This window comes from Rhodococcus koreensis (genome assembly GCF_900105905.1).
Classification (GTDB): Bacteria; Actinomycetota; Actinomycetes; order Mycobacteriales; family Mycobacteriaceae; genus Rhodococcus_F; species Rhodococcus_F koreensis.
This window is the reverse complement of record NZ_FNSV01000005.1, coordinates 24,597-50,258: the sequence shown is the minus strand read 5'-3', so window position 1 is coordinate 50,258 and position 25,662 is coordinate 24,597. Positions and strand designations below refer to the sequence as shown.

General features: G+C 65.4%; 25 protein-coding genes, 2 tRNA genes and 3 pseudogenes. 22 read left to right on the top strand and 8 right to left on the bottom strand.

What is annotated here, in order from left to right:
• Nucleotides 1–49: 49 nt before the first annotated feature.
• Nucleotides 50–826, top strand: coding sequence for an IclR family transcriptional regulator (locus BLV94_RS04485; protein WP_072948185.1), 777 nt, complete (start codon nucleotides 50–52; stop codon nucleotides 824–826).
• A gap of 919 nt (nucleotides 827–1,745) precedes the next feature.
• On the opposite strand, the gene BLV94_RS04480 is transcribed toward BLV94_RS04485, so the two are convergent.
• Nucleotides 1,746–2,507, bottom strand: a complete 762-nt coding sequence (locus BLV94_RS04480) for an IclR family transcriptional regulator (protein ID WP_072948187.1) — start codon at nucleotides 2,505–2,507, stop codon at nucleotides 1,746–1,748.
• Between the two features lie 300 nt (nucleotides 2,508–2,807).
• On the opposite strand from BLV94_RS04480, the gene BLV94_RS04475 reads away from it, so the two are divergent.
• Genes BLV94_RS04475 through BLV94_RS04440 form a run of 8 tightly spaced genes read left to right on the top strand, consistent with a single transcriptional unit; the run spans nucleotide 2,808 to nucleotide 11,524 of the window.
• Nucleotides 2,808–3,884: an aldo/keto reductase gene (locus tag BLV94_RS04475; protein ID WP_083395463.1), complete on the top strand. Its 1,077-nt coding sequence runs from the start codon at nucleotides 2,808–2,810 to the stop codon at nucleotides 3,882–3,884.
• Nucleotides 3,885–3,925: 41 nt separating this feature from the next.
• On the top strand, nucleotides 3,926–5,389 hold the full coding sequence (locus BLV94_RS04470; RefSeq protein WP_072948192.1) for an NtaA/DmoA family FMN-dependent monooxygenase: 1,464 nt from the start codon (nucleotides 3,926–3,928) through the stop codon (nucleotides 5,387–5,389).
• 3 nt (nucleotides 5,390–5,392) lie between these two features.
• Entirely contained in the window at nucleotides 5,393–6,802 is a 1,410-nt protein-coding gene (locus BLV94_RS04465) for an NtaA/DmoA family FMN-dependent monooxygenase (protein ID WP_072948195.1), read from the top strand.
• 34 nt (nucleotides 6,803–6,836) lie between these two features.
• Nucleotides 6,837–7,694 carry an ABC transporter permease gene (locus BLV94_RS04460; RefSeq protein ID WP_083395890.1) on the top strand — a complete coding sequence of 286 codons (858 nt, stop codon included), beginning with the start codon at nucleotides 6,837–6,839 and terminating at the stop codon, nucleotides 7,692–7,694.
• Between the two features lie 52 nt (nucleotides 7,695–7,746).
• Complete coding sequence (locus BLV94_RS04455) at nucleotides 7,747–8,775, top strand: ABC transporter substrate-binding protein (RefSeq protein ID WP_167372121.1); 1,029 nt, start codon at nucleotides 7,747–7,749, stop codon at nucleotides 8,773–8,775.
• A 43-nt stretch (nucleotides 8,776–8,818) separates the two neighbouring features.
• The gene (locus BLV94_RS04450) at nucleotides 8,819–9,595 is read left to right on the top strand and encodes an ABC transporter ATP-binding protein (protein ID WP_072948197.1); all 777 of its coding nucleotides are present in this window, start codon (nucleotides 8,819–8,821) and stop codon (nucleotides 9,593–9,595) included.
• Nucleotides 9,592–10,458, top strand: coding sequence for a sulfurtransferase (locus BLV94_RS04445; protein ID WP_072948198.1), 867 nt, complete (start codon nucleotides 9,592–9,594; stop codon nucleotides 10,456–10,458). The genes BLV94_RS04450 and BLV94_RS04445 overlap by 4 nt, the downstream gene beginning before the upstream one ends.
• 28 nt (nucleotides 10,459–10,486) lie before the next feature.
• Nucleotides 10,487–11,524, top strand: a complete 1,038-nt coding sequence (locus BLV94_RS04440; protein WP_371851603.1) for an aldo/keto reductase — start codon at nucleotides 10,487–10,489, stop codon at nucleotides 11,522–11,524.
• 200 nt (nucleotides 11,525–11,724) lie between these two features.
• Here the strand turns inward: BLV94_RS04440 and BLV94_RS04435 are convergent, their stop codons facing one another.
• Nucleotides 11,725–11,946, bottom strand: coding sequence for a hypothetical protein (locus BLV94_RS04435; RefSeq protein WP_072948202.1), 222 nt, complete (start codon nucleotides 11,944–11,946; stop codon nucleotides 11,725–11,727).
• Between the two features lie 94 nt (nucleotides 11,947–12,040).
• Nucleotides 12,041–12,400 carry a hypothetical protein gene (locus BLV94_RS04430; protein ID WP_072948204.1) on the bottom strand — a complete coding sequence of 120 codons (360 nt, stop codon included), beginning with the start codon at nucleotides 12,398–12,400 and terminating at the stop codon, nucleotides 12,041–12,043.
• A gap of 409 nt (nucleotides 12,401–12,809) precedes the next feature.
• Between BLV94_RS04430 and BLV94_RS04425 the strand changes: the two genes are divergently transcribed.
• The 4 genes from BLV94_RS04425 (at nucleotide 12,810) to BLV94_RS04410 (ending at nucleotide 16,051) form a co-directional block, all read left to right on the top strand.
• Nucleotides 12,810–13,811 (top strand): lipase family alpha/beta hydrolase, encoded by a 1,002-nt coding sequence (locus BLV94_RS04425; protein ID WP_244163497.1) that lies wholly within the window; start codon nucleotides 12,810–12,812, stop codon nucleotides 13,809–13,811.
• Nucleotides 13,812–14,050: 239 nt separating this feature from the next.
• Complete coding sequence (locus BLV94_RS04420) at nucleotides 14,051–15,217, top strand: lipase family protein (RefSeq protein ID WP_072948277.1); 1,167 nt, start codon at nucleotides 14,051–14,053, stop codon at nucleotides 15,215–15,217.
• 329 nt (nucleotides 15,218–15,546) lie between these two features.
• Complete coding sequence (locus BLV94_RS04415; protein WP_072948207.1) at nucleotides 15,547–15,894, top strand: hypothetical protein; 348 nt, start codon at nucleotides 15,547–15,549, stop codon at nucleotides 15,892–15,894.
• Nucleotides 15,895–15,977: 83 nt separating this feature from the next.
• A tRNA-Ile gene (locus tag BLV94_RS04410) sits at nucleotides 15,978–16,051 on the top strand.
• A 216-nt stretch (nucleotides 16,052–16,267) separates the two neighbouring features.
• On the opposite strand, the gene BLV94_RS04405 is transcribed toward BLV94_RS04410, so the two are convergent.
• Nucleotides 16,268–17,305: an alpha/beta fold hydrolase gene (locus tag BLV94_RS04405; protein ID WP_072948209.1), complete on the bottom strand. Its 1,038-nt coding sequence runs from the start codon at nucleotides 17,303–17,305 to the stop codon at nucleotides 16,268–16,270.
• 306 nt (nucleotides 17,306–17,611) lie between these two features.
• On the opposite strand from BLV94_RS04405, the pseudogene BLV94_RS04400 reads away from it, so the two are divergent.
• The 3 genes and pseudogenes from BLV94_RS04400 to BLV94_RS04385 all read left to right on the top strand — a co-directional run bounded on the left by BLV94_RS04400 (nucleotide 17,612) and on the right by BLV94_RS04385 (nucleotide 19,816).
• Nucleotides 17,612–18,393: pseudogene (locus BLV94_RS04400) on the top strand (DUF3109 family protein).
• A 243-nt stretch (nucleotides 18,394–18,636) separates the two neighbouring features.
• A complete protein-coding gene (locus BLV94_RS04395) occupies nucleotides 18,637–18,900 on the top strand; it encodes a hypothetical protein (RefSeq protein WP_072948212.1) in 264 nt (87 codons plus the stop codon).
• 736 nt (nucleotides 18,901–19,636) lie between these two features.
• Nucleotides 19,637–19,816, top strand: coding sequence for a YegP family protein (locus tag BLV94_RS04385; protein WP_072948217.1), 180 nt, complete (start codon nucleotides 19,637–19,639; stop codon nucleotides 19,814–19,816).
• A gap of 201 nt (nucleotides 19,817–20,017) precedes the next feature.
• On the opposite strand, the gene BLV94_RS04380 is transcribed toward BLV94_RS04385, so the two are convergent.
• Nucleotides 20,018–20,521, bottom strand: coding sequence for an N-formylglutamate amidohydrolase (locus BLV94_RS04380; protein WP_072948219.1), 504 nt, complete (start codon nucleotides 20,519–20,521; stop codon nucleotides 20,018–20,020).
• A gap of 220 nt (nucleotides 20,522–20,741) precedes the next feature.
• On the opposite strand from BLV94_RS04380, the gene BLV94_RS49310 reads away from it, so the two are divergent.
• From BLV94_RS49310 to BLV94_RS04360, 5 genes and pseudogenes are all read left to right on the top strand, one after another.
• The gene (locus BLV94_RS49310) at nucleotides 20,742–20,915 is read left to right on the top strand and encodes a hypothetical protein (RefSeq protein ID WP_167372120.1); all 174 of its coding nucleotides are present in this window, start codon (nucleotides 20,742–20,744) and stop codon (nucleotides 20,913–20,915) included.
• Between the two features lie 124 nt (nucleotides 20,916–21,039).
• On the top strand, nucleotides 21,040–21,528 hold the full coding sequence (locus BLV94_RS04375) for a hypothetical protein (RefSeq protein WP_143051336.1): 489 nt from the start codon (nucleotides 21,040–21,042) through the stop codon (nucleotides 21,526–21,528).
• Nucleotides 21,529–21,582: 54 nt separating this feature from the next.
• Nucleotides 21,583–21,861, top strand: a pseudogene (locus BLV94_RS04370) (lipase family protein); the annotation flags it as partial.
• A 313-nt stretch (nucleotides 21,862–22,174) separates the two neighbouring features.
• Entirely contained in the window at nucleotides 22,175–22,522 is a 348-nt protein-coding gene (locus BLV94_RS04365) for a hypothetical protein (RefSeq protein ID WP_072948279.1), read from the top strand.
• Between the two features lie 75 nt (nucleotides 22,523–22,597).
• Nucleotides 22,598–22,674: transfer RNA gene (locus tag BLV94_RS04360), tRNA-Ile, on the top strand.
• A gap of 146 nt (nucleotides 22,675–22,820) precedes the next feature.
• On the opposite strand, the gene BLV94_RS04355 is transcribed toward BLV94_RS04360, so the two are convergent.
• Both BLV94_RS04355 and BLV94_RS04350 read right to left on the bottom strand, forming a co-directional pair.
• Nucleotides 22,821–23,111 carry a DUF4193 domain-containing protein gene (locus BLV94_RS04355; RefSeq protein ID WP_072948225.1) on the bottom strand — a complete coding sequence of 97 codons (291 nt, stop codon included), beginning with the start codon at nucleotides 23,109–23,111 and terminating at the stop codon, nucleotides 22,821–22,823.
• Nucleotides 23,112–23,125: 14 nt separating this feature from the next.
• Nucleotides 23,126–23,464 (bottom strand): WhiB family transcriptional regulator, encoded by a 339-nt coding sequence (locus BLV94_RS04350; RefSeq protein ID WP_072948227.1) that lies wholly within the window; start codon nucleotides 23,462–23,464, stop codon nucleotides 23,126–23,128.
• An 841-nt stretch (nucleotides 23,465–24,305) separates the two neighbouring features.
• On the opposite strand from BLV94_RS04350, the pseudogene BLV94_RS50440 reads away from it, so the two are divergent.
• Nucleotides 24,306–24,598: pseudogene (locus tag BLV94_RS50440) on the top strand (DUF4190 domain-containing protein); the annotation flags it as partial.
• Nucleotides 24,599–24,963: 365 nt separating this feature from the next.
• Here the strand turns inward: BLV94_RS50440 and BLV94_RS04335 are convergent.
• On the bottom strand, nucleotides 24,964–25,587 hold the full coding sequence (locus BLV94_RS04335; RefSeq protein ID WP_072948280.1) for an Rv1733c family protein: 624 nt from the start codon (nucleotides 25,585–25,587) through the stop codon (nucleotides 24,964–24,966).
• Between the last annotated feature and the right edge of the window lie 75 nt (nucleotides 25,588–25,662).

Below are 25,662 nucleotides of genomic sequence, written 5' to 3'. Positions count from 1 at the left end.
GGATTTCAGTGGTTGAAAACGAGTTGCCCACATCACGGAGGTCCAGCGCATGGCCGGCACCACCCGCACCGGCGTCGCGCGGCGCCTGTTCAGCGTTCTCGAGGTGTTCGAGGGCTCCTCGACACCGCTGCGGCTGAACGAGATCGCGGCGCGGTGCGGTTTGTCTGCGGCCACGACGCTGCGGATGATCCGCGAGCTTGTCGATTGGGGTGCACTTGACCGGCTCGAGGACGGGAGCTACCGCGTCGGCATGCGGATCTGGGCGATCGGTGCACACGCGCCCTGCGTCCAGCGCATTCAACGGGAAACCACCTGGCATCTCCGCGGTCTCGCCGCCGCGAGTGGGCGTACCGTGGTGCTCGCCGCGGCGGTCGGTGGGGCCGCGGTGATCGTCGACCGGGCGCTCGGCCCGCGGCGCGACGGCACCGTCGTCGAGATCGGTGACAGGTTCCCGCTGCACGCAACTGCCGTGGGCAAAGTGTTCCTCGCTGCGGGCGACCCACCGACCGCCGTCACCGAGCGATACACCCGGTACACCTTCGACACCGCGGCGCTTCCGGCCGATCTGACGCGGATCCGCCGCAGCGGCATCGCGCGGGAACGCGAGGAGTACCGGTACGGGCGTTACGGTGTCGCCGTCGGAATCCGCGGGCCCTCAGGTCGCATGTCCGCGGCGCTCGGCATCATCGGTGGTGGTGCACCGGACGCGCGGCAGTGGCAGGTCCTGCTGCGCCAGACAGAGGACGCGGTGGCTGAGAGCATCATGCGGCCGAGTGAGGCCGTGGCGGCAAGAACGGGCGCTCCTGTAGCAGCGGCAGTCCCGTGAGTCCCAACGCCACGCGGAACGAACCGACCCACTCCGAGCTTCGGGGCGATCACCGTGACGTGGCGAAAATCGACTTAATACTCACCCCGATGGTCAAGGACCATCCTCGCCGCGCGCTCACGCACCGCTCGGCCGAATAATGCCTGGGCATGATCTGCATCCCCCTTGGGAGGGAGGTGCATCAAAACCTGACACAGGTTCACCTTTCCACCGTGACACCAAGGGTGCGGCTGCGCCGGCCACTCACTGACAGAGTCCTTCTGACACAGCCGAAACGTGGGGATGGTGGGTGTCAGCCTCCTGATGTCGTGACCGCGCGGATCCAACGGAGGAAGGGCTCGAGTTCCGGGGGTCGCCTGAATGCCGATGTCGGTGAGTTCGTAGACCACCGATGGTGGCGAGGTGGGGAATGACGGTGCGTTCGACCTATCCGTCGGCGGCGAAGGGTCCGCAAAGTCTGGGTAAGCAATGTCGCTGACTTCGTCGATTCGCGCCTGGAGTTGATGGAAACGTTGAGGGCCGGGGTCCGAGGAGACCCCACCGTGCCACAAATCGCGCATGACCTATGACCCGGTGGGGCGACGACCAAAGTACCCGCTGAACGCGAAAGTTCGAGCCATCGAATTCAGTGTGCGACTTGTCTCACACGATACTCCCACTCTCGTCCAGGCGAGTTCCGTCGTCGGCCCAGCCAGCCTGCGCCTCGGAGCAGGTGTGCCACGCCGGGTCGGGAACACAACCGTTGCCGAGGTGAATCTCCGGATGACTTGTATCGAGAACACGACCTCCCCAGTGCGTGCGTCGACCCTGTGCTGGTGCCGGACCCGGCTCGCTGCGGTGCGCGTGTTGATCTGCCCATACTTTGGCTTGTCCGTCGGGCCTCGCTACTGTGGTCGTGTCCGCGACTGCTGATGTTCGGTCACCGGGTTGGCGTCTCGAACAACGTGTCGCTGATCGCCGCTGCGGTGACCCGCGCGAGATTGGCCAGGAACGGTATCCGCTCCGGAATCATCAATTGTGTGGTTCCGCGCATCCCAAGCGCGAAGCGTGCGTGTCCTTCCGGATCGAGTACCGGGACGGCAATGATCCTGAAGCCCCATTCGGTTTGCTCGTCGTTGATCGTGTATCCCGCGGATCTGGCGGCCTCGAGTTCCGCGGACAGTGATGCCGTGCTCTGAGGTGTGCGGTCGGTTCCCAGATGGTAGGGCAGAGTGTCCAGTTCGTCGCTGGTCGTCGGTGACCAGGCGAGGAGCGCCTTGCCGAGTGCACTTGCGTGTAGCGGGAATCTGACTTCGGAAAGGTTGTGGCCATGGGCTTCTCGCCAACGGGTGAAGGCGAGGTTGATCGCATCGGTGCCGCGGCGGGTGGCAATCGAGACCGCGGTGCCGGTTTCGATTGCGAGTTGTTCGATGTGGGGTTCGGCCAGGTAGATGAGGTGGCGTCGGTAGGACAGTTGACCGTACTCGGCGAGTGCGACTCCCAGCCTGTATCGGCCGGTCTTTTCGTCCTGCTCGACGAACTCGGACTCGAGGAGGGCCCGCAGCAGGCGGTGCGTCGTACTCATTGCCAGATTCTGAGCGCGTGCGATGTCGGTGACTCCCAGTTCGACGTCGCCTTGGAAACATCGCAGCACGGCGAGGGCGCGAGATACCGTTTGCAACCCTGAATTGTCTGCGGCCATAGGTGTTCCTTTCGGCGGTTCGCGGGTGGGCGGCGGAACACGCGGGAGAGCTCGGATTCCGGACAGCGGAATCCCACCCTGGCAGATAGTCGGCGCGGCCGCAATGACTGTAGTGATTTAACCGATATTTGGAGGTCAATGTCCGGAATGCACGGTTGTTCGTCCAAGTCAATGATTCCGATCTGTGGAATGTCATGTGTTGTTCGCTGGGGTGGCGATCCTTAGTGTCGGCAATGTTCGAATCTTCAGGTCCGTGACACGCGCCGAGGTGCGTCGCCGGAATCGATGTGAAAGAAGCCCATGACTGCATCCGTGACCAGTGTTACCCACCCGGCGTTTGTAGCGGGTCGTCCCGCTACGAATACCGCTCTCCAGGAGGGGTATCGGTCGGTGGGGCGTTCCGGTCTCGTGGTGTCCGAGGTGGGCATCGGGGCGAGCACCTTCGGTCGGAGTGGAATGGTCGCTGAGACCCAGGATGCAGCCGACCGTATCGTCGGTCGTGCGCTCGATCTGGGGATCACCTACTTCGACGTCGCCGACGTCTACGGCGATCACCCCGGGCAGAGTGAAATCATGCTGGGAAAGGCGTTGGGCGGCAACCGTGATCGCGTGGTCATCGGATCGAAGTTCGGAATTGGGCTGGGCGGTCTGAACGGACCCGATTGGGGTGTTCGCGGGTCGCGTCGCTATGTGCGGCTGGCGGTGGAGTCGTCGTTGCGCCGTCTGCGGACCGACTGGATCGACCTGTACCAGATCCATGCTCCCGACCCGATCACACCCATCGAGGAGACGCTGTCCGTGCTCGACGATCTGGTGGCCGAGGGGAAGGTCCGGTACATCGGAAGCTCGAACTTCGCGGGGTGGCAGGTAACGGACGCCGAGTACGTCGCCCGGATCAACGGCTTGACCCGGTTCGTCTCGGCCACCAACGAATACAATCTGCTCTGGCGGGAGCCGGAGAAGGAGCTGCTTCCGGCCCTGGCCGCATACGGGGTGGGATTCTTCCCGTACTTCCCGCTGCAGAACGGTTTGCTGACCGGGAAGTATCGGCGGGATTTCGCTCCCGTCGGCGCCAAGATTACGAACTTGAAAAAACATCTTCTCGATGCTGCGCCGTGGGATGCCCTCGAGCGTTACACGGAATTCGCGCGGGAACGCGGTGTGACGCCCACGGCGTTGGCGTTCGGTTGGCTTCTGGCGCACGAGTCGGTATCGAGCGTGATCGCGGGCGTGACGGCGCCGGAGCAACTCGACGACAACCTCGCCGCCTCACGGTGGCGGCCGACGCCAGAGGAATTCGCCGAACTCTCGGAACTCTTCACAGGTGATCTCAGTGGCGCGCCCGGGCAGGTCACCGGGTCCGCTTCCCGCGGCTGAGTGTCCACGACCTGTTCATCTCTATACCTCGAGGTAGACACATGACTCCTGACGCCGGACACAACCGGACCCTTCACCTCGGTTACATGTATTGGTCGAACGGCACCCATCCCGCGGGCTGGCGCCTGCCGCAGGCCGTCCACGACCGCGGCTTCGATGCCCGATACATCACGGAACTCGCCCGGCTCGCGGAGGCGGGGAAGTTCGACTTCTTCTTCTTCGGCGACCGCCTCGCGACCGGGCCGGAGTACCAGTTCACCAACACCTCGGTACTCGCCCGAATCGAACCGTTCACGGCAGCGGGTTACATTGCAACGTCGACCAGCCGAATCGGCATCGTGGTCACCGCGAACCCCACCTACTACGAGCCGTTCAATTTGGCTAGGCTCACCGCCTCACTCGATCATGTGTCGGGGGGACGGGCATCGTGGAACATCGTCACCGGCGCCGATGGCCGGGCTGCGGACAACTACACCCGGCCCGAGCACGGTGATGCGACCGCGCGCTACAACCGAGCAGACGAGTTCGTCGACGTCGTTCGCCGCCTGTGGGATAGCTGGGAGGATGACGCATTCATTCGCAATGCGGAGACCGGCGAGTTCGTCGACGGCGACAAGATTCACCCGCTCAATCACCGTGGTGAGACATTTCAGATCCGGGGACCGCTGAATGTTGCGCGCCCACCGCAGGGGCACCCGGTGGTTCTGCACGCGGGCACCTCCGATCGGTCGCGTGATCTGGGTGCACGCGAGGCGGATGTGCTGTTCGCCGCTGCCGCGACGATCGATCAAGGGAAAGAATACGCCGAGGACATCCGGCGTCGTGCCGTGGAATTTGGTCGGGACCCCTCCGAGATCGCGATCCTTCCCGGGCTGACGCCGCTCGTGGCGCGCACCCGACAGAACGCGCGTGAACTCTACGACCGGCTCAATGCCCTGATCGTCCTCGACGAGGACGTCCAGTTCGGTGGACGCAGCCCCTCAGATTGGCGTGCAGATTCGTTCGCGACGCCGCGCGAGGCACAAGGACAGGGGTTGCGGAACCTCGGTGCGTTGTCGCAGCGGGTGGGGGTGGACCTGACCGGGCTGGACCTCGAGGCCCCCGTCGATGCTCCCCTCGTCGAGCGGTTCAATTCGTTGGGACGGACACTGGTGGGCGCTGCCGGAGCCAGGACAGGACGTGTGGTGGGCGGCGACAGCCCGCTGACGGTCCGCGATCTCCTGTACGCGCACATCGTGGGCGGGCACGTGGTGGTCGGCGATCCCGACGATATCGCCGACTACATCCAGACCTGGTTCGAGGCAGGTGCATCTGACGGGTTCAACATCCAATCTGCCTTCCTCACCGAACAGCTGGAGACCTTTGTCGAGCTGGTCGTGCCCGAACTCCAACGCCGCGGACTGTTCCGCACCGATTACGAGGGCCGCACATTGCGCGAACACCTGGGGCTCGAGCGACCGGTGAACCGCTGGGCGCCCGCCGGCACTACAACAGGAGGACGGTGACCGATGTCCAATCCACAGCGAGAACTTCATTTCGGACTCATGTTCTGGGCGACCGGGACACACACGGCCGGATGGCGATACCCCGGAGCGAAGTCCGACGGCGCCTTCGATATCGGGTTCATCCAGGACGTCACCCGGCTGGTCGAAGACGCGAAATTCGACTTCCTGTTCCTGGGGGACCGGCTCGCGACAGATCCGAAGCTGGCCAAGACCAACCCCGCCCAGATGTCGAGGATGGAGCCATTCACGGTCGCGGGTGCGATCGCGGCCGCGACCTCGCACATCGGGATTGCGGTGACCGCGAATCCCACCTACTACGATCCATTCACGATCGCGCGTCTGACCGCCTCACTCGATCACCTGAGCGGAGGGCGCGCGGCGTGGAATCTCGTCACCGGAGCCGACGGCGCCGCGGCGTTCAATTTCAGTCGGGACGGCCACTGGGACACCGAGAAGCGGTACGACTGGGCCGACGAGTTCGTCGATGTGGTCCGCGCACTGTGGGACAGCTGGGACGATGATGCGTTTCTCCGTGACAAGGCCGGTGGCCGGTACATCGACGAGACCAAGCTTCATGCCATCGACCACGTGGGTGAACACTTCTCGGTCCGTGGACCACTCAATGTCGCCAGGCCACCTCAGGGGCAGGTAATTCTGCTCCATGCGGGCACGTCGGACCGTTCTCGCGAGCTGGGGGCACGAGAGGCCGACGTCATCTTCGCAGGCCAGCCCAACCTCGAGGCGGCGAAGGAGTACTACGCCGATGTGAAGGGGCGCGCTGCCAGGTACGGCCGCACCGAACACGAGATTCAGATTCTGCCGGGGCTCAGCGTGGTGGTGGCGCCCACCACCGAAGAAGCCGTGAAGATCTACGACCGTCTCAACGCACTGTTGCCGCTGGATCCCGAGAACGAGACCGTGGATTCGGTGCGATTCGGTGGCCTCGGCGAGGGCCTCAAGCGCAACCTTGCCTCGGTGTCGCAGGTCCTCGGCGTTGACGTGACCGGACACGGATACCACGATTCGGTCGCCCAGGAGGTGTTCGATCGGTCGGGATCGGAGGGACGAAAGATCTTCGAGGGGATCACCGAGACCACCCGTCGGACCGTGCAGGGTGCCGCGCCGATCACCTATTTCGACCTGATCAACGGCATCACGGTGGGTACGCGCACCGTCGTGGGGAATGCAACGGAGGTGGCGGATCACATCCAGTACTGGTTCGAGGAACGGGCCGCCGACGGCTTCAACATCTTCCCGGATTTCGTGCCCGGCTCCGTTCAGGCGTTCACCGAGTTGGTGGTGCCCGAACTACAACGACGCGGTTTGTACCGCACCGAGTATGGCGGCAAAACATTCCGCGACCATCTGGGCTTGGACCGGCCCGCCAACCGAAACCGTGGACTGAGCGCGTGAGGCGTGTCAGAGCAGAGCTGAAAGGAGCATGACGGTGGCCCTCAACCAAGCCGAGATCGTCGCCCGTCCGGTGGTGACGGCTTCACCCACACCAGCGGTTTCACGCGCCGGGCGGTGGCGTGCCGCCCTGTCCCGGAAGAATGTGGCCATCCTGGCCGGCCAGCTCGCAGTCGTGGTTGTCGTATTGGCAATATTGCAGTGGTTGGTCGATTCGGGACGGGTGGGTTCGATGTATATGGCCTCGCCCACCCAGATTCTGGGTGTATTTCCGCACTTGATCACCGAGGAACACCTCTTCGGCAATCTGCTGATCACCCTGTACGAAGCTGTGGTCGGCACCGTCCTGGCCTTCGTATTCGGTGTTGGGACAGGGATTTACATGGGATTGTCACGCACCGGCGAACGCTTCCTGAACCCCTTTGTCGGTGCGGCGATGGCGGTCCCGAAGGTCACGATCATTCCGTTGCTCACGCTGTACCTGGGTGTCGGTGTCAATCACAAGATCGTCATCGTGTTCCTCTTCGGCTATTTCATGTTCGTCTTCAACACCATTGCCGGGATCAAGCAGGTGCAGGAAAGCCACTTGAAGGTGGCCCGCGCCAACGGGGCTTCGCGGCTGCAGACCATCATCAAGGTGATTCTGCCCTCTGCGTCACCGAGCATCGTTGCTGCTCTGCGGATCGAGGCCGGAACGGCCCTGGTCGCGGCCCTGTTTGCGGAAATCATCGCCTCGAAAGCAGGGCTGGGCAACATGCTCAACCGGGCCATCGGCGTCTACGACACCGCGACCCTGTTCGCGCTGGTCCTGTCCATCACGGTGTTCTCCGTCCTCATCATCGCGGCCGTGAACCTGCTGGAGAAGAAGGTCCTTCTTCGATGGAAGTACGCCTGATCCACCCATTCGACCCGTTCACAGCTCATCGCCCAGCACAGAAGGAACAAGCGTGTTCACCAAGAGACCCCTAGCCATCCTCGTCGGCGCAGTTGCATTGGCACTGGCCGCGACCGGCTGCTCCGGCACCGTCGAATCCCTGGCAGGTGATGACACCTCGTCCGGTGAGGGCCGCAGCACCCTGACACTGCAGGACAGCACGTCCTACACCCAGCTCCCGATCCGATTCGGGGTCGAGAAGGGGTTCTTCGACGAAGAAGACCTCGACGTCAGATTCACCCAGGTTCAGGACGCGGTCACCGGCGTGGCCACTGGGGAACTGACCTTCGCTTTCGGTCCCACCAGTAACTACCTGCGTGCGGCCGAAAAGGGCTCACCCATCAAGATCGTCAGCTCCGCCTTCCGAAGCAAGGGACCGTTCTTCCTCGTGGCGCGCCCAGGCATCAATTCCGTCGCCGACCTCAAGGGTAAGACAGTCGGAATCGCTCAGGCCGGGTCAAGTATGGAGACCTACACCCGCAAGATTCTGAGCGACAACGGTGTCAATCCCGACGACGTCAGCTTCATCGCCAACGGTGTGAACGAACAGGCGTACGGCACACTCACCACCGGTCAGGTGGACGCGACAATCATCCATCAGCCGTTCCCGGCCTTGGGTGAACTCGACGGAAAGTCCGTGACCCTGGCCCGTGGGTGGGACTACCTCCCGACCTACCACACCGGAGTTCTCATCGCCGGCAACGACGTCATCAACGACGATCCCGAGCTGCTGCGTCGGGGCCTGAGCGCGTATTTCAAGTCCTACACGTACGCCAAGGAACACTACGACGAGTACCTGCCGTGGCTGCAGGCGAAGCTGGGCACCATCGACCCGAAGGCAGTGGAGCTGGCGCTTCAGCAGGAAGACGACATCTGGGACAACAATCCCGCCATCGACCCGGTCGCGATCGCTGACACGCAGGACGTTGAGATCGCCGTCGGCTTCCAGGACGCCCGGTACGACGCGGACAAGTACATCGATACGCAGTTCATCCCGCAGGAGTACGTGAAGGATTTCTCCTACCCGCAGCCTGCTCGCTGAACACAGAAAAAAAGCGGCGCAACAACGTCAGTGAGGTAAGTCCGTGGCAACCTTCGAAGTACGGGGACTGGGCAAGCAGTTCCCCACCAATCCGCCGGTGTACGCGCTCGACGGAATTGACCTGACCATCGAGGAGGGCGAGTTCGTCGTCCTCCTGGGCCCGAGCGGGTGTGGCAAGAGCACTCTCCTCGAGATCCTGGCCGGCCTGCAGGACAAGACCCAGGGCGAGGTGCTGTTCGAAGGAAAACCGGTACAGGGGACCGACGACCGGATCGGTGTGGTGTTCCAGGACGCCTCGCTGTACCCATGGCGAACCGTGCAGCGCAACGTCGAGATCGGGCTCGAGTTTCGTGGAGTGGCCAAGGGTGAACGACGTGAGGCGGCCGGAAAGTACCTTACCCAAGTCGGACTCGCGGGCTTCGAGAGGAAGTACCCGCACCAACTGTCCGGTGGAATGCGTCAGCGCGCGGGTATCGCGCGAGCGCTGGCCACCGAGCCGGACGTCCTGTTGATGGACGAACCGTTCGGAGCCGTGGACCACCTGACACGAATCCAACTGCAGCGGGATCTGCTGGCGCTGTGGGAGACCCACCGCAGAACAGTCGTCTTCGTCACGCACGACGTGGGGGAGGCGGTCTACCTGGCCGACCGCGTTCTGCTGCTCTCGCCGCGGCCGGGGCGAGTATTCAGGGAGTTCGTCATCGACGAGCCCCGACCACGCCGCCGGGGCGATATCAGCCTGCTTGCGCGCGAGAGCGAAATCTACGAGGCACTCACTCGCATCGAGGAGCAGGCCGACGCGGAGGAGGTTTCGCCGTGACCTTCACCGACCGAAGGGATCAGTTCTTCATCAGCGCGGAGGAACTCGCCATCCTCGATACCGTGCGGATTCTCGATGTCCGGTTCACCCCAGACCAGGGGGCGCAGGTAGCGGAATTCGAGCGCGAGCACATTCCCGGTGCTGTGTTCGTCGACCTTCCCTCGACACTCGCCGGAGTTCAGGACGGCACGAGCGGAAGGCTTCCGCTACCCGAGGTCGAGGTTCTTCGCCAGGCGCTCGAGGGGTGGGGCATCAGCGACGGTGACGGGATCGTCGTCTATGACGACCGGCACGGAATCACGGCTGCCCGAGCATGGTGGACACTCACCTGGGCGGGATTGCGCGGTGTGCGTGTTCTCGACGGCGGGTTCTCACACTGGAAGAGGCTGGGTCTGCCGGTGGAATCGGGCACGTCACCCACTGTGCCCCGAGGCACTGCCACGGTGACACCCGGCGCGCTCCGGCACCTGGACGCAGACGAGACGCAAGCGTTCCCTCCCCCAGGAGTGTTGGTCGATGCGCGTGGCCGGGACCAGTATGAAGGTGGACAAGGCGATGACGGGCGCCCGACCGGAGGTCACATACCGGGGGCAGTGAACCTACCGACGACATCGAATCTCGACGACAACGGCTTACTGAAGCCGGCCTCGGTTCTGTCCGAACAGTACGGTGCTCTGGGGATAGACGGTTCAGCCCCTGTGGCCACCTATTGCGGTGGCGGGATCGCCGCCTCACATCAGGCTCTGGTCTTGGCGACACTCGGAGTCGATGCCGCTCTGTTCGTCGGATCGTGGTCGGCGTGGACAGCCGATCCGAGTAGACCGGTGGCCACCGGCACCAAGCACCACACCCTGCGGGGCTGAAAACCGAAACACCCTCCCTCCGAGAACGATTAGAGAAAGTGATGCCCACGTGCCTCACCACGCAGACGAACAGCGCTACGAGAAAGCGGCATTCAGGAGGTCTGGACGTACCGGGCTCCAACTCTCCCGCTTCTCCTTCGGTTTGTGGCAGAAGTTCGGCGATCAGCATCCGTACTCAACGCAACGGGACATCGTCCTGCGAGCATTTGATCTAGGAATCATCTCGTTTGACCTCGCAAACCGCTACGGACCGCCCGCCCGGGCCGCGGAGAAGAATTTCGGCCGAATCCTGCGGGAAGACCTCGGGGCATACCGCGACGAAATCGTGATCGCCTCCAAAGCCGGCAATCCCATCGGCCCGAGCCCCTACCAGTCCGGCGGTTCGCGAAAAACCCTGTTGTCGTCCCTCGATGTCAGTCTGCGTGATCTGGGTGTGGACTACGTCGACATCTTCTACTCCCACAGCCCCGACCTGGACACACCGCTCGATGAGACGGTGGACGCCCTCGCCACAGCGGTCCGTCAGGGTAAAGCGCTCTACGTCGGTATATCCAACTATCGGGCCGACCGCGCGCACCAGGCGGCGAAGTTGCTCCAGGAAGCAAGGGTCCCGCTCGCAATCCACCAGACGCGATACTCGATCTTCGACCAGCGAGCGGACGCGGAAGGGCTGCTCGATCTCGCGACAGCGGACGGCACCGGGGTGATCGCCTTCTCCCCGCTGGCACAGGGGCTTCTCACCGACAAGTACCTCGATGGCACCATCCCCGAAGATTCGCGGGCTGCTGACAGCGCCTTCCTTTCACCGGATGCCATCACCGATGTGTACCGCGAGCGGGCCGCACGACTGAACGAAATCGCTATTGCGCGTGGCCAATCGCTGGCCCAACTAGCCCTTCAATGGGTGCTGCGTCGGTCGGAGGTGACGAGTGCACTCATCGGCGCGAGCTCCGTCGGGCAACTCGAGCACAACCTGCGAGCCCTCGAGGCGGCGGAGTTGACCGCAGATGAGATCGATGCGATCAACCGGCACGCCAGCATCGAACCCGTGAACGTGGCCCGCTGAATGCTCCGCGTTGTCAGTCAAAGGTCTGGTGGTCCAGCTACGACACCCCGATCGCGTATCGCCTCGTGACAGCGGCTCGGAGGGCAGAACTGCGCCCGCCTTCCGGTGCGGATAATAGAGGGGGCTTTCCCGCATCGGTCCCACCATCGGTGGGCGCTGTGCGCGCGCTGATGATTCGAGCGCACTGTGCTGTTCGGCGTTCAACGACGTCGCGGCAACTGCTCCTGCGCGTTTCCGACCGCTGACATGAGGTCGCGACCCAAGCGTTGGTAGGTGCGTAGCCATGCCGCGTCGACGGGCTCGTGGTGCAGGTGCGCCATCAGCGTTTCGCTGTTGTTGTCCGCATCCAGCCATCGGCGCATCTCGGTGGTGCGGTCCTGCACGGCGTGCAGCCATTGATTCTGAACGGTCGAGTTCGTCATCTGGCGTCATCCTCCCATGTTGCCCACGTCCGCCTTGTTGCTCATTGTGGATGGGTGCGTTGGCTGTCAGGCGTTTCGGTGTTGGCGGGCACCGTCAGGCGTATTCGAGTGAGTCGGCCTCGTCGAGCGAGTCCCAGGCGATCTCGTAGCGCTTGCAGGTCATGTCGTCGGCGTCGGTGAGGAGCGCCTCGAACAGCGACCGGGGGTCGGCGTGCCATGACCTGGCCAGGGCCTCGATCTCCTGCGGGGAGAAGAGGCCGGACCGGGTGGCGGCGGAAACCCAGTCGTCGAAGTCGCGCTCTCGGATCCGCTCGATGGCGTCGAGGTCGACCTTCCCGTCGTCGAGGTCGAACGAGAACCTTGCCGCGACAATGTCTCGGGGCGACTGGCTGGCGATATCGGCGGTGACCCGGCCCGCGACGATGGTGTTGCGGACCAGCTGTTCTGTGGTCATGGCGACCGCACCTCCTCGAGTGGGCGCGGGTTCCGACTCACTCTGTGTATCGATTCTTGGGGAAGCCTTATGGGGTGTGTGTTTCTCAGCAGGGTAAGGCATCTCCACAACCCAAGCTGTGGCTTGCGTCACATTACTGGGCGGTAGTGATCGAACCCGCAGGACGAGCCTGTCGGATGCGGCCATGGTCCCCCTGTTCAAGTGGTGGCCGGATGGCATGCGACCCAGTGGAACTGGTCGATCGACCTAAGTGAAACTGGACGATCGACCTAATGGTGTTTGCGCTCAACATATTCCACACTGTCCCCGGAGCCGACCCGGTTCCGGGGTGCTCGGGTAGTGGTGTCGGCACGAATATTCGGGCCGCCGATGGAGAGCAGGGGACGGCAGGATGCGGACACATCGACAGATGAGGTGGACGGCCGCGGCAGTGGGTGCGGGGCTGGCCGCAGGGATTCTTTCGGCGCCGGTCGCGGCGGCGGAGGAGGTTCCGGATCTGCCCGGGGCGATTTCGGTGTGGCAGGTCCCGGACCGGGTCGGTCCCGCCCAGAGCGCGCATCCCGATGCCGCCCGGTATGCGCGGCAGCACCCGGGATCGGTTCCGTTCGGTGTCAACGACTTCACCTGTACCCCCACCGCCGTGCATCCGAGGCCGGTGGTGTTGGTGCATGGCACGGACTCGAACGCGTACTCGGACTGGGCGTCGCTCGGTCCGCGACTGGCCGGGTCGGGGTACTGCGTGTTCGCGCTCAATTACGGCGGCGAGCCCGGGGGCGACAACTACGGAACCGAGGACATGACGGTCAGCGCCGGCCAGCTGGCACAGTTCGTGGACGAGGTCCGCGACGCGACCGCCGCTGCCGAGGTCGACATCGTCGGCTACTCGCAAGGGGCGACGGTGGCCCGGTATTACGTCAACCGGCTCGGTGGTGCGGCGGCGGTCGATCAGTGGATCGGTCTGGCCTCACCGACCTACGGGGGCACCCTGTTCGGTCTCGTTCCGGTCCTCGAGCAGACGCCCGGCGGCATGCAGTGGGCGCGTGAGGCGATTCCCCCGGACTTGGTGTCACCCGCGTTGGAGCAGCAGGCCCAGGGATCGTCGTTCCTCGACGACCTCAACGGCGGCGCAGACACCGTGCCGGGGACCCGGTACACGACGATCGGCTCGCGGCTCGACGAGGTCATTCAACCGGCCACCAATATCGCGTTGCGCGACGGGTCGGCGACGAACCTGATGATCGGGGACCTGTGCCCGTCCAATCAGTCCGGGCATTTCCGGATGCCCTACGACGAGTACACCGTGGAACTGGTGATGGGTGTGCTCGATCCCGCACAGGCGGGGGCACCGCCGTGCACCGTGGTCCCGGCGGGCACGGGGGTACTGGAGATGATCCTCACCGAGAAGTTCTGATGGGGACGGTGTCAGGGCTGACGGGTCGCGGCACCACGGCGGGCGCGACGGCGCCGCTGGTGAGCGCCGGCATGAAGCGGGATGCGGAAACCTGCACGCGGGTGGTCGCTACGGGACTGTCGCTGAGGCCGCCCGGGATCGGCGTAACGGTGCGGGTGCCCGCGCGGATACAGTCACCGTGTCCTGACGAGGGGGCGCAGAGGGAGCGGGACGTGGTGCGGCGCGGTGTGCGGGTCTTGATGGCGGCGGTGCTCGGTGTCCTCTTCCTCGCAATGATGGTTCCGGTGCCGGCGAGCGCGGAACCGCTGTACCCGTGGCCGGACCCGGACCCGTTCTACCTCGCTCCCGCCGATCTCGGGGCAACGGCGCCGGGTGATGTGGTGCGGACGCGGCGGATCGACACCTGGATGTACGCCAACTCCGACGGGTGGCAGGTCGCGTTCCGGTCGACGAACTCGGCCGGCAACCCCATTCTGGCGGTCACGACGGTGCTCCTACCTAGGGGTGTGGCGAATCCGCCGTTGGTGTCGTATCAGGCGATCGTGAACTCGTTGGGAACCAAGTGCGCGCCCTCGCGGGCGTTGTTCAACCTGGAGATGCAGGAATCGCCGGGAATGTTGCTGGGTCTGCAGCGGGGGTGGGCGGTCTCGGTGCCCGATCACCTCGGCCCGACCGGTGCGTACGGTGCCGCGAAGCTCGGCGGCATGATCACCCTGGACAGTGTCCGTGCGGTGCAGCGGGTGACCGAACTGGGCCTGGCGAACAGTCCCGTCGCCCTGGCGGGCTACTCGGGTGGGGGAATGGCCAGTGCGTGGGCGGCGGCGCTCGCGCCGACCTATGCGCCGGAGCTGAGGCTGGCGGCGGTGGTGCAGGGCGGGGTGCCGGCGGATCTCGAGCAGATGGCCGAGGGGTTGGGGTTCAATCCGCATCCGGGGTTCGGGCTGGCGTTCGCGGCGGCGATAGGTCTCGAGCGGGAGTACCCGGACCGGTTGCCGGTGTCCTCGCAACTCAATGAGACCGGTCTGTGGTTGCGGGACTGGATGAGCAACGAGTGCCGGCGGTTCCTGCTGTTCCACGGTGCGTTCCGCAACGCCGGGCAGTTGGCGGCGTCGAGGAGTCTGATGGCGAGTTCGGCGGCGCGTCAGGTGTTGCGGGAGAACAGTCTCCGCTATTTCGAGGGGGTGCCGACGGCGCCGGTGTATATGTGGCACGGCACGCTCGATGGGCTCACCCCGTTCGATTCGGTGGCGGAGGTGGCGCACCGGTACTGCGCTGCGGGTGCGAGGCTGACGTTCGTGCCCTATGACATCTCCGAGCACATGACCACCGCGGTGGTGGGCTTCCCGGATGCGTACGAGTTCATCGCGGCACGGTTCCGGGGTGAGCCCGCCCCGACACGGTGCTAACCGCCGGCCCCAGGCCGCGCCGAACTGAAAGGTGCATGACGCCCCGGTTTCCGGCTCGTCGCCTGCACAGTCAGCTCTGGGTGGCGTCAGGCGTCGTTGGCACGAATCTCGTTAGTAGCCGGGTGATTACGTGACTAGCACGGATTGGGTCCAGGAGGGAGCGTCGTAAACGACCGTCTCACCGCACGGGATCTTTCGGGGCAGGCTCGAGTTGTGCCGTGTTCGGCGCCTGAAGTATCGCGCACCGTGGGGTCCGTGTCGCTCGACAAAAGGGGTTTGAACTGCCGTTTCAGGCTTACCGTGGCGGTATGAGAGGTGAGGAGGCGCGCGTGGCCCGGGACTTCGCGGAGTGGTTGTCGTCTCAGGGCTGGACGGTGCGTACCGACGAGGATGTCGTCGACATCGTTGCCGAGAAGGACGGACGTCGGCTCTACGCCGAGGTCAAGGGTGCGTCCACCGCGCCGGGGTTGGACGTCGATACCGCCATCGGGCAGCTGGTGCGGCGGATGCCGAGCGAACCGGATCGCTCGGTGTCGTTTGCGCTGGTCGTGAGGGACGAGCCGCGTTCGGTAGAAGCTGCGGTGCGGGCACCTCAGCGGATTCTCGATCTGTTGGGGATGGCGCTGTATGCGGTCGATGACGACGGTGGCGTGCGGCAGCTCTTCGGCCGCGCATGAAGACTGTCCTTGGCACGGGCCACGGCCAGCAGGGTGGCCGGTAGCATCACCACGCCCCACGATGGTGGGGGTAGTGCGGTGATGGGGCGGTAGCTCAGTCGGTTAGAGCCGTGGACTCATAATCCATTGGTCGCGGGTTCGAGCCCCGCCCGCCCCACCGCGTTCGTCGCCGGCCCCCAACAGGCCGGTGGAGGGACGGGTCAGGCCGCCCGGATCGAGAGTGTGCGAGGCAGTGACATGGCCGTGGCGGATTCCCGGTCGGTAGGTGGTGAATCTTTCGAACACGGTGCTGCAGACCAGTGACCGTGCCGAGTGGTACCTACCCCAGGTACCGGGTGGGTGTTGTGCCCGGCGTCGGTCACCTGAGCCCGTATCAGGTGGCGCTGCGTTCGGCGGATCCCACCGCATCGAGCACGGCGGCACGCGTGGAGACGTCGGGGGTGAGAGCCGTCTCGACGGTTCCGATGGTGAGACGTTGCCGCCACCTGGCCTCGTCGAACGGCGATGGGCGCGTATCGGACAGGAACTCCTCGACGGTGTGGACAAAGCGCAGGGGGTCGTCCCGGAAGGGGAAGTGACCGGCGCCCGGGAAGATCTCCAGCCGCGAATCCGGCATTGCCGCGTGCGCGGTGTGGGCGTGGCTGACGGGGATGACCGTATCCCGATCTCCCCAGATGAGTTGAACAGGAAGACTTGCCGTCAGATAGCAGCGGTCGAGCATGGTCACCGTCTGTCCGCGCCAGTCGACCACCGCCCGCAGGGTGCGTAGGTAGGCCTCGTACGCGGTGGGGTCGGGAAGTTCGGTCAAGATACGCACCAGATCCGGTGTGTCGTGCAGCGCCGCACCGGGGCGCAGGGCAGTGCCGTGCAGCCGAGTCAACACCGTTCCCGCCCAGCGCACCGCGGGCACCGCTCCGGGCAGGCGCAGCAATTTCAGTGCCTCGTTGAGGATCGGCGTCGCCGCGAGCCGCAGGAGTGGATGAACGTCGGTGGTGATACCGCCGGCGGAAACCAGAATGAGCCGATCCACCATCTGCGGGAACTGGTAGGCGAACTGCATCGCGATGCCGCCGCCGAGCGAATGTCCGATCACGGTGGCGTGGTCGATTCCCAGGGTCGCGAGTAGGTCGCGCATGCCGTTGGCGTAGGCGGCGACGGAATAGTCGGCACGGGGCTTGTCGGAGCGACCGTGGCCGAGTAGATCGGGTGCGATCACCGTGTAGTTCTCGGCGAGGTGCGGGATGATCTCGGTCCAGGTCGCCGAGTTGTCGCCGATGCCGTGCAACAGCAGCAGCGCGGGACCGTCACCGGTCATGCGGAAGGCGCGCCGGTACCCGTGGATGGTGCGGAACAGCATTTGCGGGTCGGCGTCGGGCACCGGCCGGAGCCTGCGCATGCGACTGGGGTTCATCGCACCCTCCTCGACTGTCGCGTTCTACGTCGATTCTTCGCTGCGCACCGTCGACACCGGTGACGACACGCCCCACCCGAGGGTGTCGACATCAGGAGGGTTGTTGCCTCCTCCCGTGCCCCGTAGTAGGTGCGAGAACGTTCGCTGGTTATTCGCGGTGGAGGCCGCGGCGTTACACCCCGGTCGGCGCGATTCAGGTCGAGTGTTGTTTGCTCCCGGACGGGGACCGGATCAGTCCTTGTCTGTTGTGTGGATTGGCTACCGTGGGGGTTTGTGACAGCAGGTATTCCGGTGCCGTCGGACAAGATGACGCCGAGCCCCGAGGTTGCGCTCGACTTCGCCCGGGAATGGGTCGAGTTTATCGATCCCGACAACGCCGAGCATCTCATCGCCGCGGACATGACGTGGCTGCTCTCGCACTGGACTTGCGTGTTCGGCACCCCGGCCTGCCAGGGCATCATCGCGGGCCGTCCCGACGACGGCTGCTGCTCGCACGGCGCGTTCTTCTCCGATGAGGAGGATGTCGCGAGGTTGCACGAGTCCGTGAAGCTGCTCAGACCAGGGGACTGGCAGTTCATGAAGCAGGGTCTCGGGAAGAGGGGGTACATCGAGGAAGACGAGTTCGACGGCGAGCCCGCGCTGCGTACCCGCCGCTACCAGGGCGCGTGCATCTTCCTCAATCGTCCCGGATTCGAGGGTGGCATCGGGTGCGCGCTGCACTCGATGGCGCTCGAGCGCGGCATCGAGCCGCTCGAGGTGAAGCGGGACGTGTGCTGGCAGCTGCCGATCCGGCGCACCCAGGAATGGGTGGAGCGACCCGACGGTGAGCAGATCCTGAAGACGACGATCACCGAGTACGACCGCCGCGGCTGGGGTGAGGGCGGCGCGGACCTGGACTGGTACTGCTCCGGCTCGCCGGATGCGCGCGTCGGCGCCAAGGCGGTGTGGCAGTCGTATGCGCCGGAGCTGACCGAGTTGCTCGGTGAGGCCGCGTATCGGGAGCTGGCTCGGCTGTGCAGCGACGGCAGGGTCTCGGCCTGGTCGCCGTGCATCCGGCGACCGCGGTCGCCGAGAAGAATCCCCGGTAACGGAGTGGTCCCTACGACGTCGACCCCGGTGACAGCGGCATGGGCTTCGACGGCGCCCGAGGCGGTACGGAGGTAACGAGCTGGTGCTCGCCCGAGCGGTGGGCGCCACCGTTGGCGCAGGCGCAAGCACCGGAGGCCGGTCGGTTCGTCGTCGATCGCTAGCCCCCGGCGGCGTCGAGGATGAGGTTTCGTCGGCGAGGTGCTTATGATCCGGGCGTGTAGCCGACCGGAAGGCGCAGACCGATGCCCGAGAAGAAGGATCACAGTCCGAGACCCGAACCCGGTCCGCTCGGCGCGGGCGCGCGGGTGCTGGTGCGCCGGCCGTCCGGACCGGCGCAGACCGGTCGGATCATCGAGGACTACGCCGAGCTGACCGACACCGGGGAGCGTGGGCATGCGTGGGCTCCGGTGCATCGGTGGGCTGTCGCTCTCGACGACGGGCGGCTGGTGTTCGCCGACACCGACGACCTCACTGCCGACCCGAGCATGCCAGGATCCGCCGGGTAGACCTACCCTGGGGGTGGGAGAACCAGTCAGGGACCGCCCCGGAGGGGCGACCAAAGCTGGAGGGTTCTCCCACGGTGGCAGGACGGACCGGGTGTTGAACTGATCCGGCTCCCTGGCGGTACTGAGTCCAGGAGGGCGACGGGGGCGTTCGTCGCTGGCCCTGGGCGTTGAGGGTTGCCGAGGCTGGGGGGTGTGCACTCTGACATTGCCTGGGGATGGGTGTCGGCTTGTCGGTCGGGCGCCGAGTGGGGGCGGCTCACGGTCGCGGGCGGCGGCGGTCTGGTGAGTGACACCGTCGGCCGGGAGTCGTGGGCCCGGGGACATCGGTGGCAGCCAGTGGCGGCGTGGGTTGTGTTGGGGGACAGCCAAGCGCAGCCCCCGCCAACGATGAATATCAGCTGGCAGGGGCGCTACACGGTCAACCTGCACGTTGTGACGAGCGGCGCATGAGTGATCTTCGTGAGCGACGGTGGGGAAGTCCAGGGATTGTGATCCACACCATCACATTATTTTCGTAGCTGTTGATGTGGCGGCCCGATCTCGATTGCAGTGCTTCTGCCCGACCACGGAAAAGGCCGAGGCCGAACACATCGATTGACCTGCGAAGATGGCCTGGCCGCGGAAGGGGGTCACGCGTCTCGCCGTAAAGGCGGTTCCGCCGCCGATGAGGGTTTGTCGGGCCTACCGTGAGGGGACGGTGTCCGCGACCGGCGTGGGCCCACGCGGAGGAGGGGCGATGACTGCGAAGTTCGAGCTTTTCAAGGACGCCGCCGGGAAGTTCCGGTTTCACCTGAAGGCAGCCAACGGGGAGATCATCGCGGCGAGCCAGGGGTATACCTCGAAGGCGGCGGCCCAGAACGGGATTGCGTCGATCAAGGACAATGCCGCGTCCGCTCCCACCGAGGATTTAACCTGACCCGAGGGTGTGGCCGGGTGGCGACGAGGTGTGGCCGGCGGGTTTGCGGCTTGGTCGGTCGTCGTCGGGGCGAAAAGGGGTGGCCACACGATCACGGTGATTGCGGTCGGTGACCGAAAGGTTTTGATTGGCAGGCATTCCCGATTGCTTCCAGCTGACCTTGTGCGTCGAGCGGGGTCGGTGCCGCGGTATCTCTGGCTTCTAGGCCAGGTTGTGGTGGGAATGGGTGATCTCGGCTCTGCCGTCGAGACCGGGTAGGAGGTAGTGCGGGCAGGTGAGCAGCTGCCGTGGCACGGGTATCGGCTGCCGGTCGGTGTCGAGGTAGAGCCGGTAGGCGAGCTGCCCGCGCCGGTGGCCGCCGGTGTTCGGGTCGACGGCGCCGAGGAAGTAGCCGTGTACGGCGCCGGCGGTGGAGAAGATCGTCCGCGCCCACTCGGCAGGCTCGGCGGGCGGCAGATACCGCAGTCCGCCGGTCGTCGCGTCGACGGTGTGCACGATGACCGTCACAACGAAGCCGGCCGCAGCGGGGAACCACTGCTCGGCGGCGACGTCGAACCGGGTGAGGGAGGCGTGGATCCGCAGCTCGATGTCCGTTCCGGTACGGGCCGCCGCCGCGAGGATGTGGGGAGCCGGGGAGGCATCGTCGGTGGCCAGGGACGGCAGCGCAGCGTCGGTGCCGAGGTTGCTACCGGGACCGGCGGACATGGGGCACACAGTACGGGCCGCCGACACCCGGCCGGCAGGACGACCGGTGATCCGTCCCGTCGAGGACTGATTTGCAGGTGGGGCATCTGACCAGCGGTGACAGCATGTCTCCCCGAAGCGCAGTGTTGGACCACCACAAATGCCGTGCTGCCGGAGTTCTTCTCGGCGCCATCCGGGTGGCACGATTCTGATCGCTACCGGCTCGGGGCAGGATGGGTCTGTGAGCGACCACACCGCAGCCGACCTCGAACGTGAACTCGCCATGCTCACCTCCCTGCGCGACCGCCTCCGGGCATCGGAGGGCGCAGACTTCCGGATCCCCACCACCACCGCTGTCGATCAGGTGCTCGATGAGCTCAACGGTCTCGAACCTTCACCGTGGGATCCGACCTGATCCTTCCATGCGACCGGTGAGGGCCCGCAGCCCCGAGTAGCCCGGTGCCCGATTGGCGGATGTGGCGACCTTTACGGCCTGGAACCTGCGGGTACAAGATTGCTTATAGAGGGAGGTGTGGGTGATGACGATCATGATGGACCGGGACCGGTTGTTCTCCAGCATGGCCGAGAACCGGGCACGTGAGGTGGTCGCGCATATCGGATTCCTCCGTAACCTGCGGCAACTGTACGAGGGCGGGGTCACTCAGACCCGGCTGGCGCAGGTCAATGGCGTCAGCGAGCCGGCGATCAGCCAGATGCTCCTGCGCGCCTGGATCGAGGCACCGGATGTGCGGCCGGGCACCCACGGCGGCACCGCGTATGAGGTCGCCGCTCGGTGCGCGGCAGGCGAGATCGATCCGGCGACGATGCGCGCCGAGCTGATCGGCTGGGAGTACGACACGTCGATGGCGCCGACCGCCTACCCCGACGTCGACGACGTCCGCCCCCACGCCGAGGGCGGCTTCAACCACCAGGTCGGCCGCGCGCTCACCCATGGGTTCCTCACCAATCTGGATTACGACCTGATCCTCGACGCACTGGCCGACTGCCTGTGCCGACCCACGGACTAGAGCATCGTCGTGCCTTCCTCATCTCGCTGTCCACACCCGGTGGCCGGCTGACATCTGATGGCGAGTTCGGCGGCACGGCAGAGGTTGCGGGAGAACAGCCTCCAATATTTCGCGGGGGTGCCGACGGCGCCGGTGTATATGTGGCACGGCACGCTCGATGGGCTCACTCCGTTCGATTCGGTGGCGGAGGTGGCGCACCGGTACTGCACCGCGGGAGCGAAGCTGACGGTCGTGCCCTATGACATCTCCGAGCACATGACGTGGTGAGCTTCCCAGGTGCGTACGAATTCATCGCGGCACGATTTCCGGGGCGAGCCCACCCCAATACGGTGACCGTCGACCCAGCGGAAGGTGCAGGACTGCTCGGGCAGGTGGCCCGCAAAGTCGCAGCCCGCTTCCGGGTGGCGTCAAACATTCTGAGCGCGAATGTTATTAACTGTGAGTCGATTACAGGATCTCTCTGGATTGAGTTCGTAAGGATCGCACCGTGGACAGCCCATCTCACTGGCGTCTTGCGGCGCGCAGTGAGTTGAGTTCGTGCCCGCACCCCGGGTGTCGCGCACTCATGGGCTCGCGTCGCGGGAGAAATGCCGCTGAACTGAAGGTTCTGCCTTACCTTGGCGGTATGACAGGTGAGGAGGTGCGCGTGGTCCGGGACTTCGCGGGGTGGTTGTCGTCTCAGGGCTGGACAGTGCGTACCGATACGGAGTTTGTCGACATCGTTGCAGAGAAGGAGGGCCGTCGGCTCTACGTCGAGGTCAAGGCTGCGTCCGCCGCGCCGGGGTTGGATGTCGATACCGCCATCGGGCAGCTGGTGCGGCGGATGCCGAGCGAGCCGGATCAGTCGGTGTCGTTTGCGTTGGTCGTTTTCGACGAGCCGCGATCGGTGGACGCTGCGGTGCGGGCACCTCAACGGATTCTGGATCTGTTGGGGATGGCGCTGTATGCGGTCGATGAGGACGGTGAGGTACGGCAGCTCTTCGGCCGCGTGTAAGACCGTCCCCCCCCTGGCACGATCGGGACGGTCGGCGGTGTGGATACCATCGCCAGGTTCCGCGGGAGCGGTGATGGGGCGGTAGCTCAGTCGGTTAGAGCCGTGGACTCATAATCCATTGGTCGCGGGTTCGAGCCCCGCCCGCCCCACCAGGGGCCTCCCTGCGGAGCCGCAGGGAGGCCCGTGGAAAAGCGATGTCAGGGCTGCCGCTCCGCCGATCGAGGGTGGCGATGCAGTGACAGTGGCGGACTCCGCTCAACCTGGCGATGGGCCGAGTATCTCGAGTGCGCTGACGTTCTCAGGCGCAGTCGCGGCAGAGTTGTTGTGCCGTGTCGGCGAGGCGGCTGCGGTGGTGGACCAGGAAGCAACTGGTGCAGGTGAATTCGTCCGCCTGTTTGGGGATGACGCGGACAGAGAGTTCTTCACCGGACAGGTCCGCGCCGGGCAGTTCGAAGGACTCGGCGGTGTCGGTGTCTTCGACGTCGACGACGGGGGACTGGGTGTCTTTCCGGCTGGCGGTCAGCTGTTCGAGGGAGGTGTCCGGCTCGTCGGATTCGGTGACTCGTGGTGCGTCGTAGTCGGTGGCCATGGCTGATTTTTTCCTCATGCTTTGGGTGTTCGGATCCGCCAGGTTAGAGGGTCCGGCGACACGACACACTCGCGGGGTCGGGCAGGGCGGCGGGTGCGCCGGGCGTGGCGGGCGCGCTCGGTCTCGGACATGCCACCCCAGATGCCATAAGACTCGGTGGCGGTGAGTGCATGAGCGCGGCAGTTGTCGAGCACGGGACAGTCTTGGCAGATCTGTTTGGCGGCGCGCTCTCGCCGGGCGCGGACGTTGCCGCGTTCACCGTCGGGGGAGAAGAACAGGTCGGTGTCGGTGCCGCGGCATAAGGCGCGGTGCTGCCAGTCCCGGTCGAGGGGGCGGTGGAATTGATCAGGCACAGCAGATGGATCGCTTTCGCAGTGGAGCGGTGGGCGGCTCTTCGGTCAGGGCGGAGCGCGTGGGTGTGGCTGGCGGGCCTGGGCTTGTTGCCGCGGTCTGCCGGGCGGATCGGTGCGGGTTGGCGTGGCCTCCGGAAACAACCACGTTGTCGTTCATCCGAAGGTGTTGTGCGACATGACCCCTCGACACATCGCGGTGTCACCTTTGAGCCCCGGGGGGCGGCAGTCGGTAGCGGCAGCGACCAACCTGGATCCGGGACTGTGATCGGTGCAGCACCACGTCCGCAGGGCGCGTCGGTGCATTTGATGCCTGGGCTCGACATCGGTGAAACCGGGACGAACCCGGATGATCCACACTCTGTCACCTCTCATGAGGTGGTAAAGGGTGTGCAATTGATGGTAGCGACACGGCGAATGATACCGAAGGGTATCGCTCGAAAGTAACTGGCATCACATCCACCGTCACGTTCGCCAGCGTCGCCGACCACCGTGAGGGCCGGTGCCGGACCGTGCACGGCGGCCACGGATAGCGCCCCACGACCGGCAAGGGGAGCAGGTGCGCGGAAACAATCATCGCCCGAACGCGTACCTCGTCCGGCCGACGGCCCTCCGTGCGCGCGTGGGGTGCGCCGAACGCGCCCGGGTCCCGGGGTGCGGTCGCGGCGGCGAGCGGCGGATCGGCCGAACCGGCCGTAACGGGGTCGAGTTCGATCAACACGGTGTCCGTCAGCGGGTCGGGTCGGGTCGGCGCTGTCGCGGATGCATCACCTCTCGCGCCCGCTGAGTCCCGCTATGCCCTGTTCGGCGGTCTCGAGGGCCGCGCGTCCGGGGCGTTCGCGCTGCCGTCGGGACTGCCGCGTTCGTGTGTGTGCTGATCGTGATCCTGTCCCCGGTCGGTTTGGTGCTGGGCATCATCGGGTTGATCCTCTGCGGGCGGCCCGGAGGGTGGGGATCACCGGGAAGGGTGTGGCGATCGCCGGTCTGGTACTGAGCGGGTCGGCGATCGTCGTCTCGATCGCCTGCCGCCGGCGTCGTCACGGTCCTGAACAACGACTCGGCGGTGGAGAGGGTCGAGCAGGAAGTGAACAAGGTGCGCGACCAATTCCCACCAGTGTCGAGGTCCCGCAACCCTGACACCTGGCAGGGATGCCGTTCGGCGCCCGTCGACCGGAGGAGCGGGGCAGTCGATCAGGGACCAGCTGCGTGGGTTTCTCGTCAAGTTGCGAAGCGCCGCGCCGCAGGTTTGTCGTACGGCGTCGGGTGCAGGCGCAGCGTGCAGGATTATCTCCCCGCAGCCCGTCGGAATTGTCGATGTGGGTCGGCTCCGGGCCGGGGGTGTGAACGCGCTGTGATCGGGCGTTCTCGTGATCGACGATTGCGTTCTTCTATTGCAGATCGGAGCATGCGCAGTGCGGTGTGGTGCAGGGATCGGGCACCCCGAGGTGGGCGGTGATGTCACTTTGATTTGGTTGGCGGGCGGGGGTACGCGACCCGGCGCTTTAGTGGGGTTCTCTCGGTGGTATGTCGAATTGTTTCCACTCCTGTGCCCAGCGCCGCAACCGGTTTCGGGTGAATTGTCGGTGTGCGAGGGCCGTGGAGAGTAGGACGGCGCCGGCCGCGAGTGCCCACAGCCCGCAGGCGGCGGTCACGGCCAGGGCGGTGTTTTCCCGGGTGTCGGGGATGGGGCCGGTGAGGTTGCCGTCGGCGTCCACGTCGATGGTGATGGTCTGGCCGGCCTTCGCGGGGGTGTCGGTGGGCACGGCGGCGACGTGATCCCCGTGGGGTGTGGTCCAGCGGGCGCGGGCGGTGTTCTGGGCGCCGGCGGGGCGGATCGTGTACTCGGGGGAGTCTGGGGCGAGGTAGGTGTCCTCGAGCAACACTGCCGGTACGGGGTGCACGGCGGCCCGCAGCGCCTGGGCTTGCTGTTCCAACCGGGTGTGCGTGGTGGAGCCGAACGCGGCCGCGACGGGGATCAACAGCAGGACCACGGCCGCGGCGAGCATCACCAGGGTGGCCTCAATGCGGTCGCTGGCCCGCATCAGGTGGTTGCGGCTCCACGGGCGCAGTCGCCACCACCGGACCGGCGTGGCCACCGGTACTAGTGCCGGTTCCTCCCGACGCATGCTCACCTCCCGCAGGATCTCCGCTTCCCCTCCCTTCGATTGTGCAACGGAATCGAAGGGCGGGTTGTTTCCGCG

What these genes read in the sequence shown, in the direction of transcription:
- BLV94_RS04335 (WP_072948280.1), bottom strand. Translation starts at nt 25,587, where the DNA reads ATGCGTCGGGAGGAACCGGCACTAGTACCGGTGGCCACGCCGGTCCGG.
- BLV94_RS04355 (WP_072948225.1), bottom strand. Translation starts at nt 23,111, where the DNA reads ATGGCCACCGACTACGACGCACCACGAGTCACCGAATCCGACGAGCCG.
- BLV94_RS04405 (WP_072948209.1), bottom strand. Translation starts at nt 17,305, where the DNA reads ATGAACCCCAGTCGCATGCGCAGGCTCCGGCCGGTGCCCGACGCCGAC.
- BLV94_RS04425 (WP_244163497.1), top strand. Translation starts at nt 12,810, where the DNA reads ATGAGGTGGACGGCCGCGGCAGTGGGTGCGGGGCTGGCCGCAGGGATT.
- BLV94_RS04435 (WP_072948202.1), bottom strand. Translation starts at nt 11,946, where the DNA reads ATGACGAACTCGACCGTTCAGAATCAATGGCTGCACGCCGTGCAGGAC.
- BLV94_RS04395 (WP_072948212.1), top strand. Translation starts at nt 18,637, where the DNA reads ATGCCCGAGAAGAAGGATCACAGTCCGAGACCCGAACCCGGTCCGCTC.
- BLV94_RS04420 (WP_072948277.1), top strand. Translation starts at nt 14,051, where the DNA reads ATGGCGGCGGTGCTCGGTGTCCTCTTCCTCGCAATGATGGTTCCGGTG.
- BLV94_RS04375 (WP_143051336.1), top strand. Translation starts at nt 21,040, where the DNA reads ATGACGATCATGATGGACCGGGACCGGTTGTTCTCCAGCATGGCCGAG.
- BLV94_RS04480 (WP_072948187.1), bottom strand. Translation starts at nt 2,507, where the DNA reads ATGGCCGCAGACAATTCAGGGTTGCAAACGGTATCTCGCGCCCTCGCC.
- BLV94_RS04470 (WP_072948192.1), top strand. Translation starts at nt 3,926, where the DNA reads ATGACTCCTGACGCCGGACACAACCGGACCCTTCACCTCGGTTACATG.
- BLV94_RS04430 (WP_072948204.1), bottom strand. Translation starts at nt 12,400, where the DNA reads ATGACCACAGAACAGCTGGTCCGCAACACCATCGTCGCGGGCCGGGTC.
- BLV94_RS04475 (WP_083395463.1), top strand. Translation starts at nt 2,808, where the DNA reads ATGACTGCATCCGTGACCAGTGTTACCCACCCGGCGTTTGTAGCGGGT.
- BLV94_RS04465 (WP_072948195.1), top strand. Translation starts at nt 5,393, where the DNA reads ATGTCCAATCCACAGCGAGAACTTCATTTCGGACTCATGTTCTGGGCG.
- BLV94_RS04485 (WP_072948185.1), top strand. Translation starts at nt 50, where the DNA reads ATGGCCGGCACCACCCGCACCGGCGTCGCGCGGCGCCTGTTCAGCGTT.
- BLV94_RS04385 (WP_072948217.1), top strand. Translation starts at nt 19,637, where the DNA reads ATGACTGCGAAGTTCGAGCTTTTCAAGGACGCCGCCGGGAAGTTCCGG.
- BLV94_RS04380 (WP_072948219.1), bottom strand. Translation starts at nt 20,521, where the DNA reads ATGTCCGCCGGTCCCGGTAGCAACCTCGGCACCGACGCTGCGCTGCCG.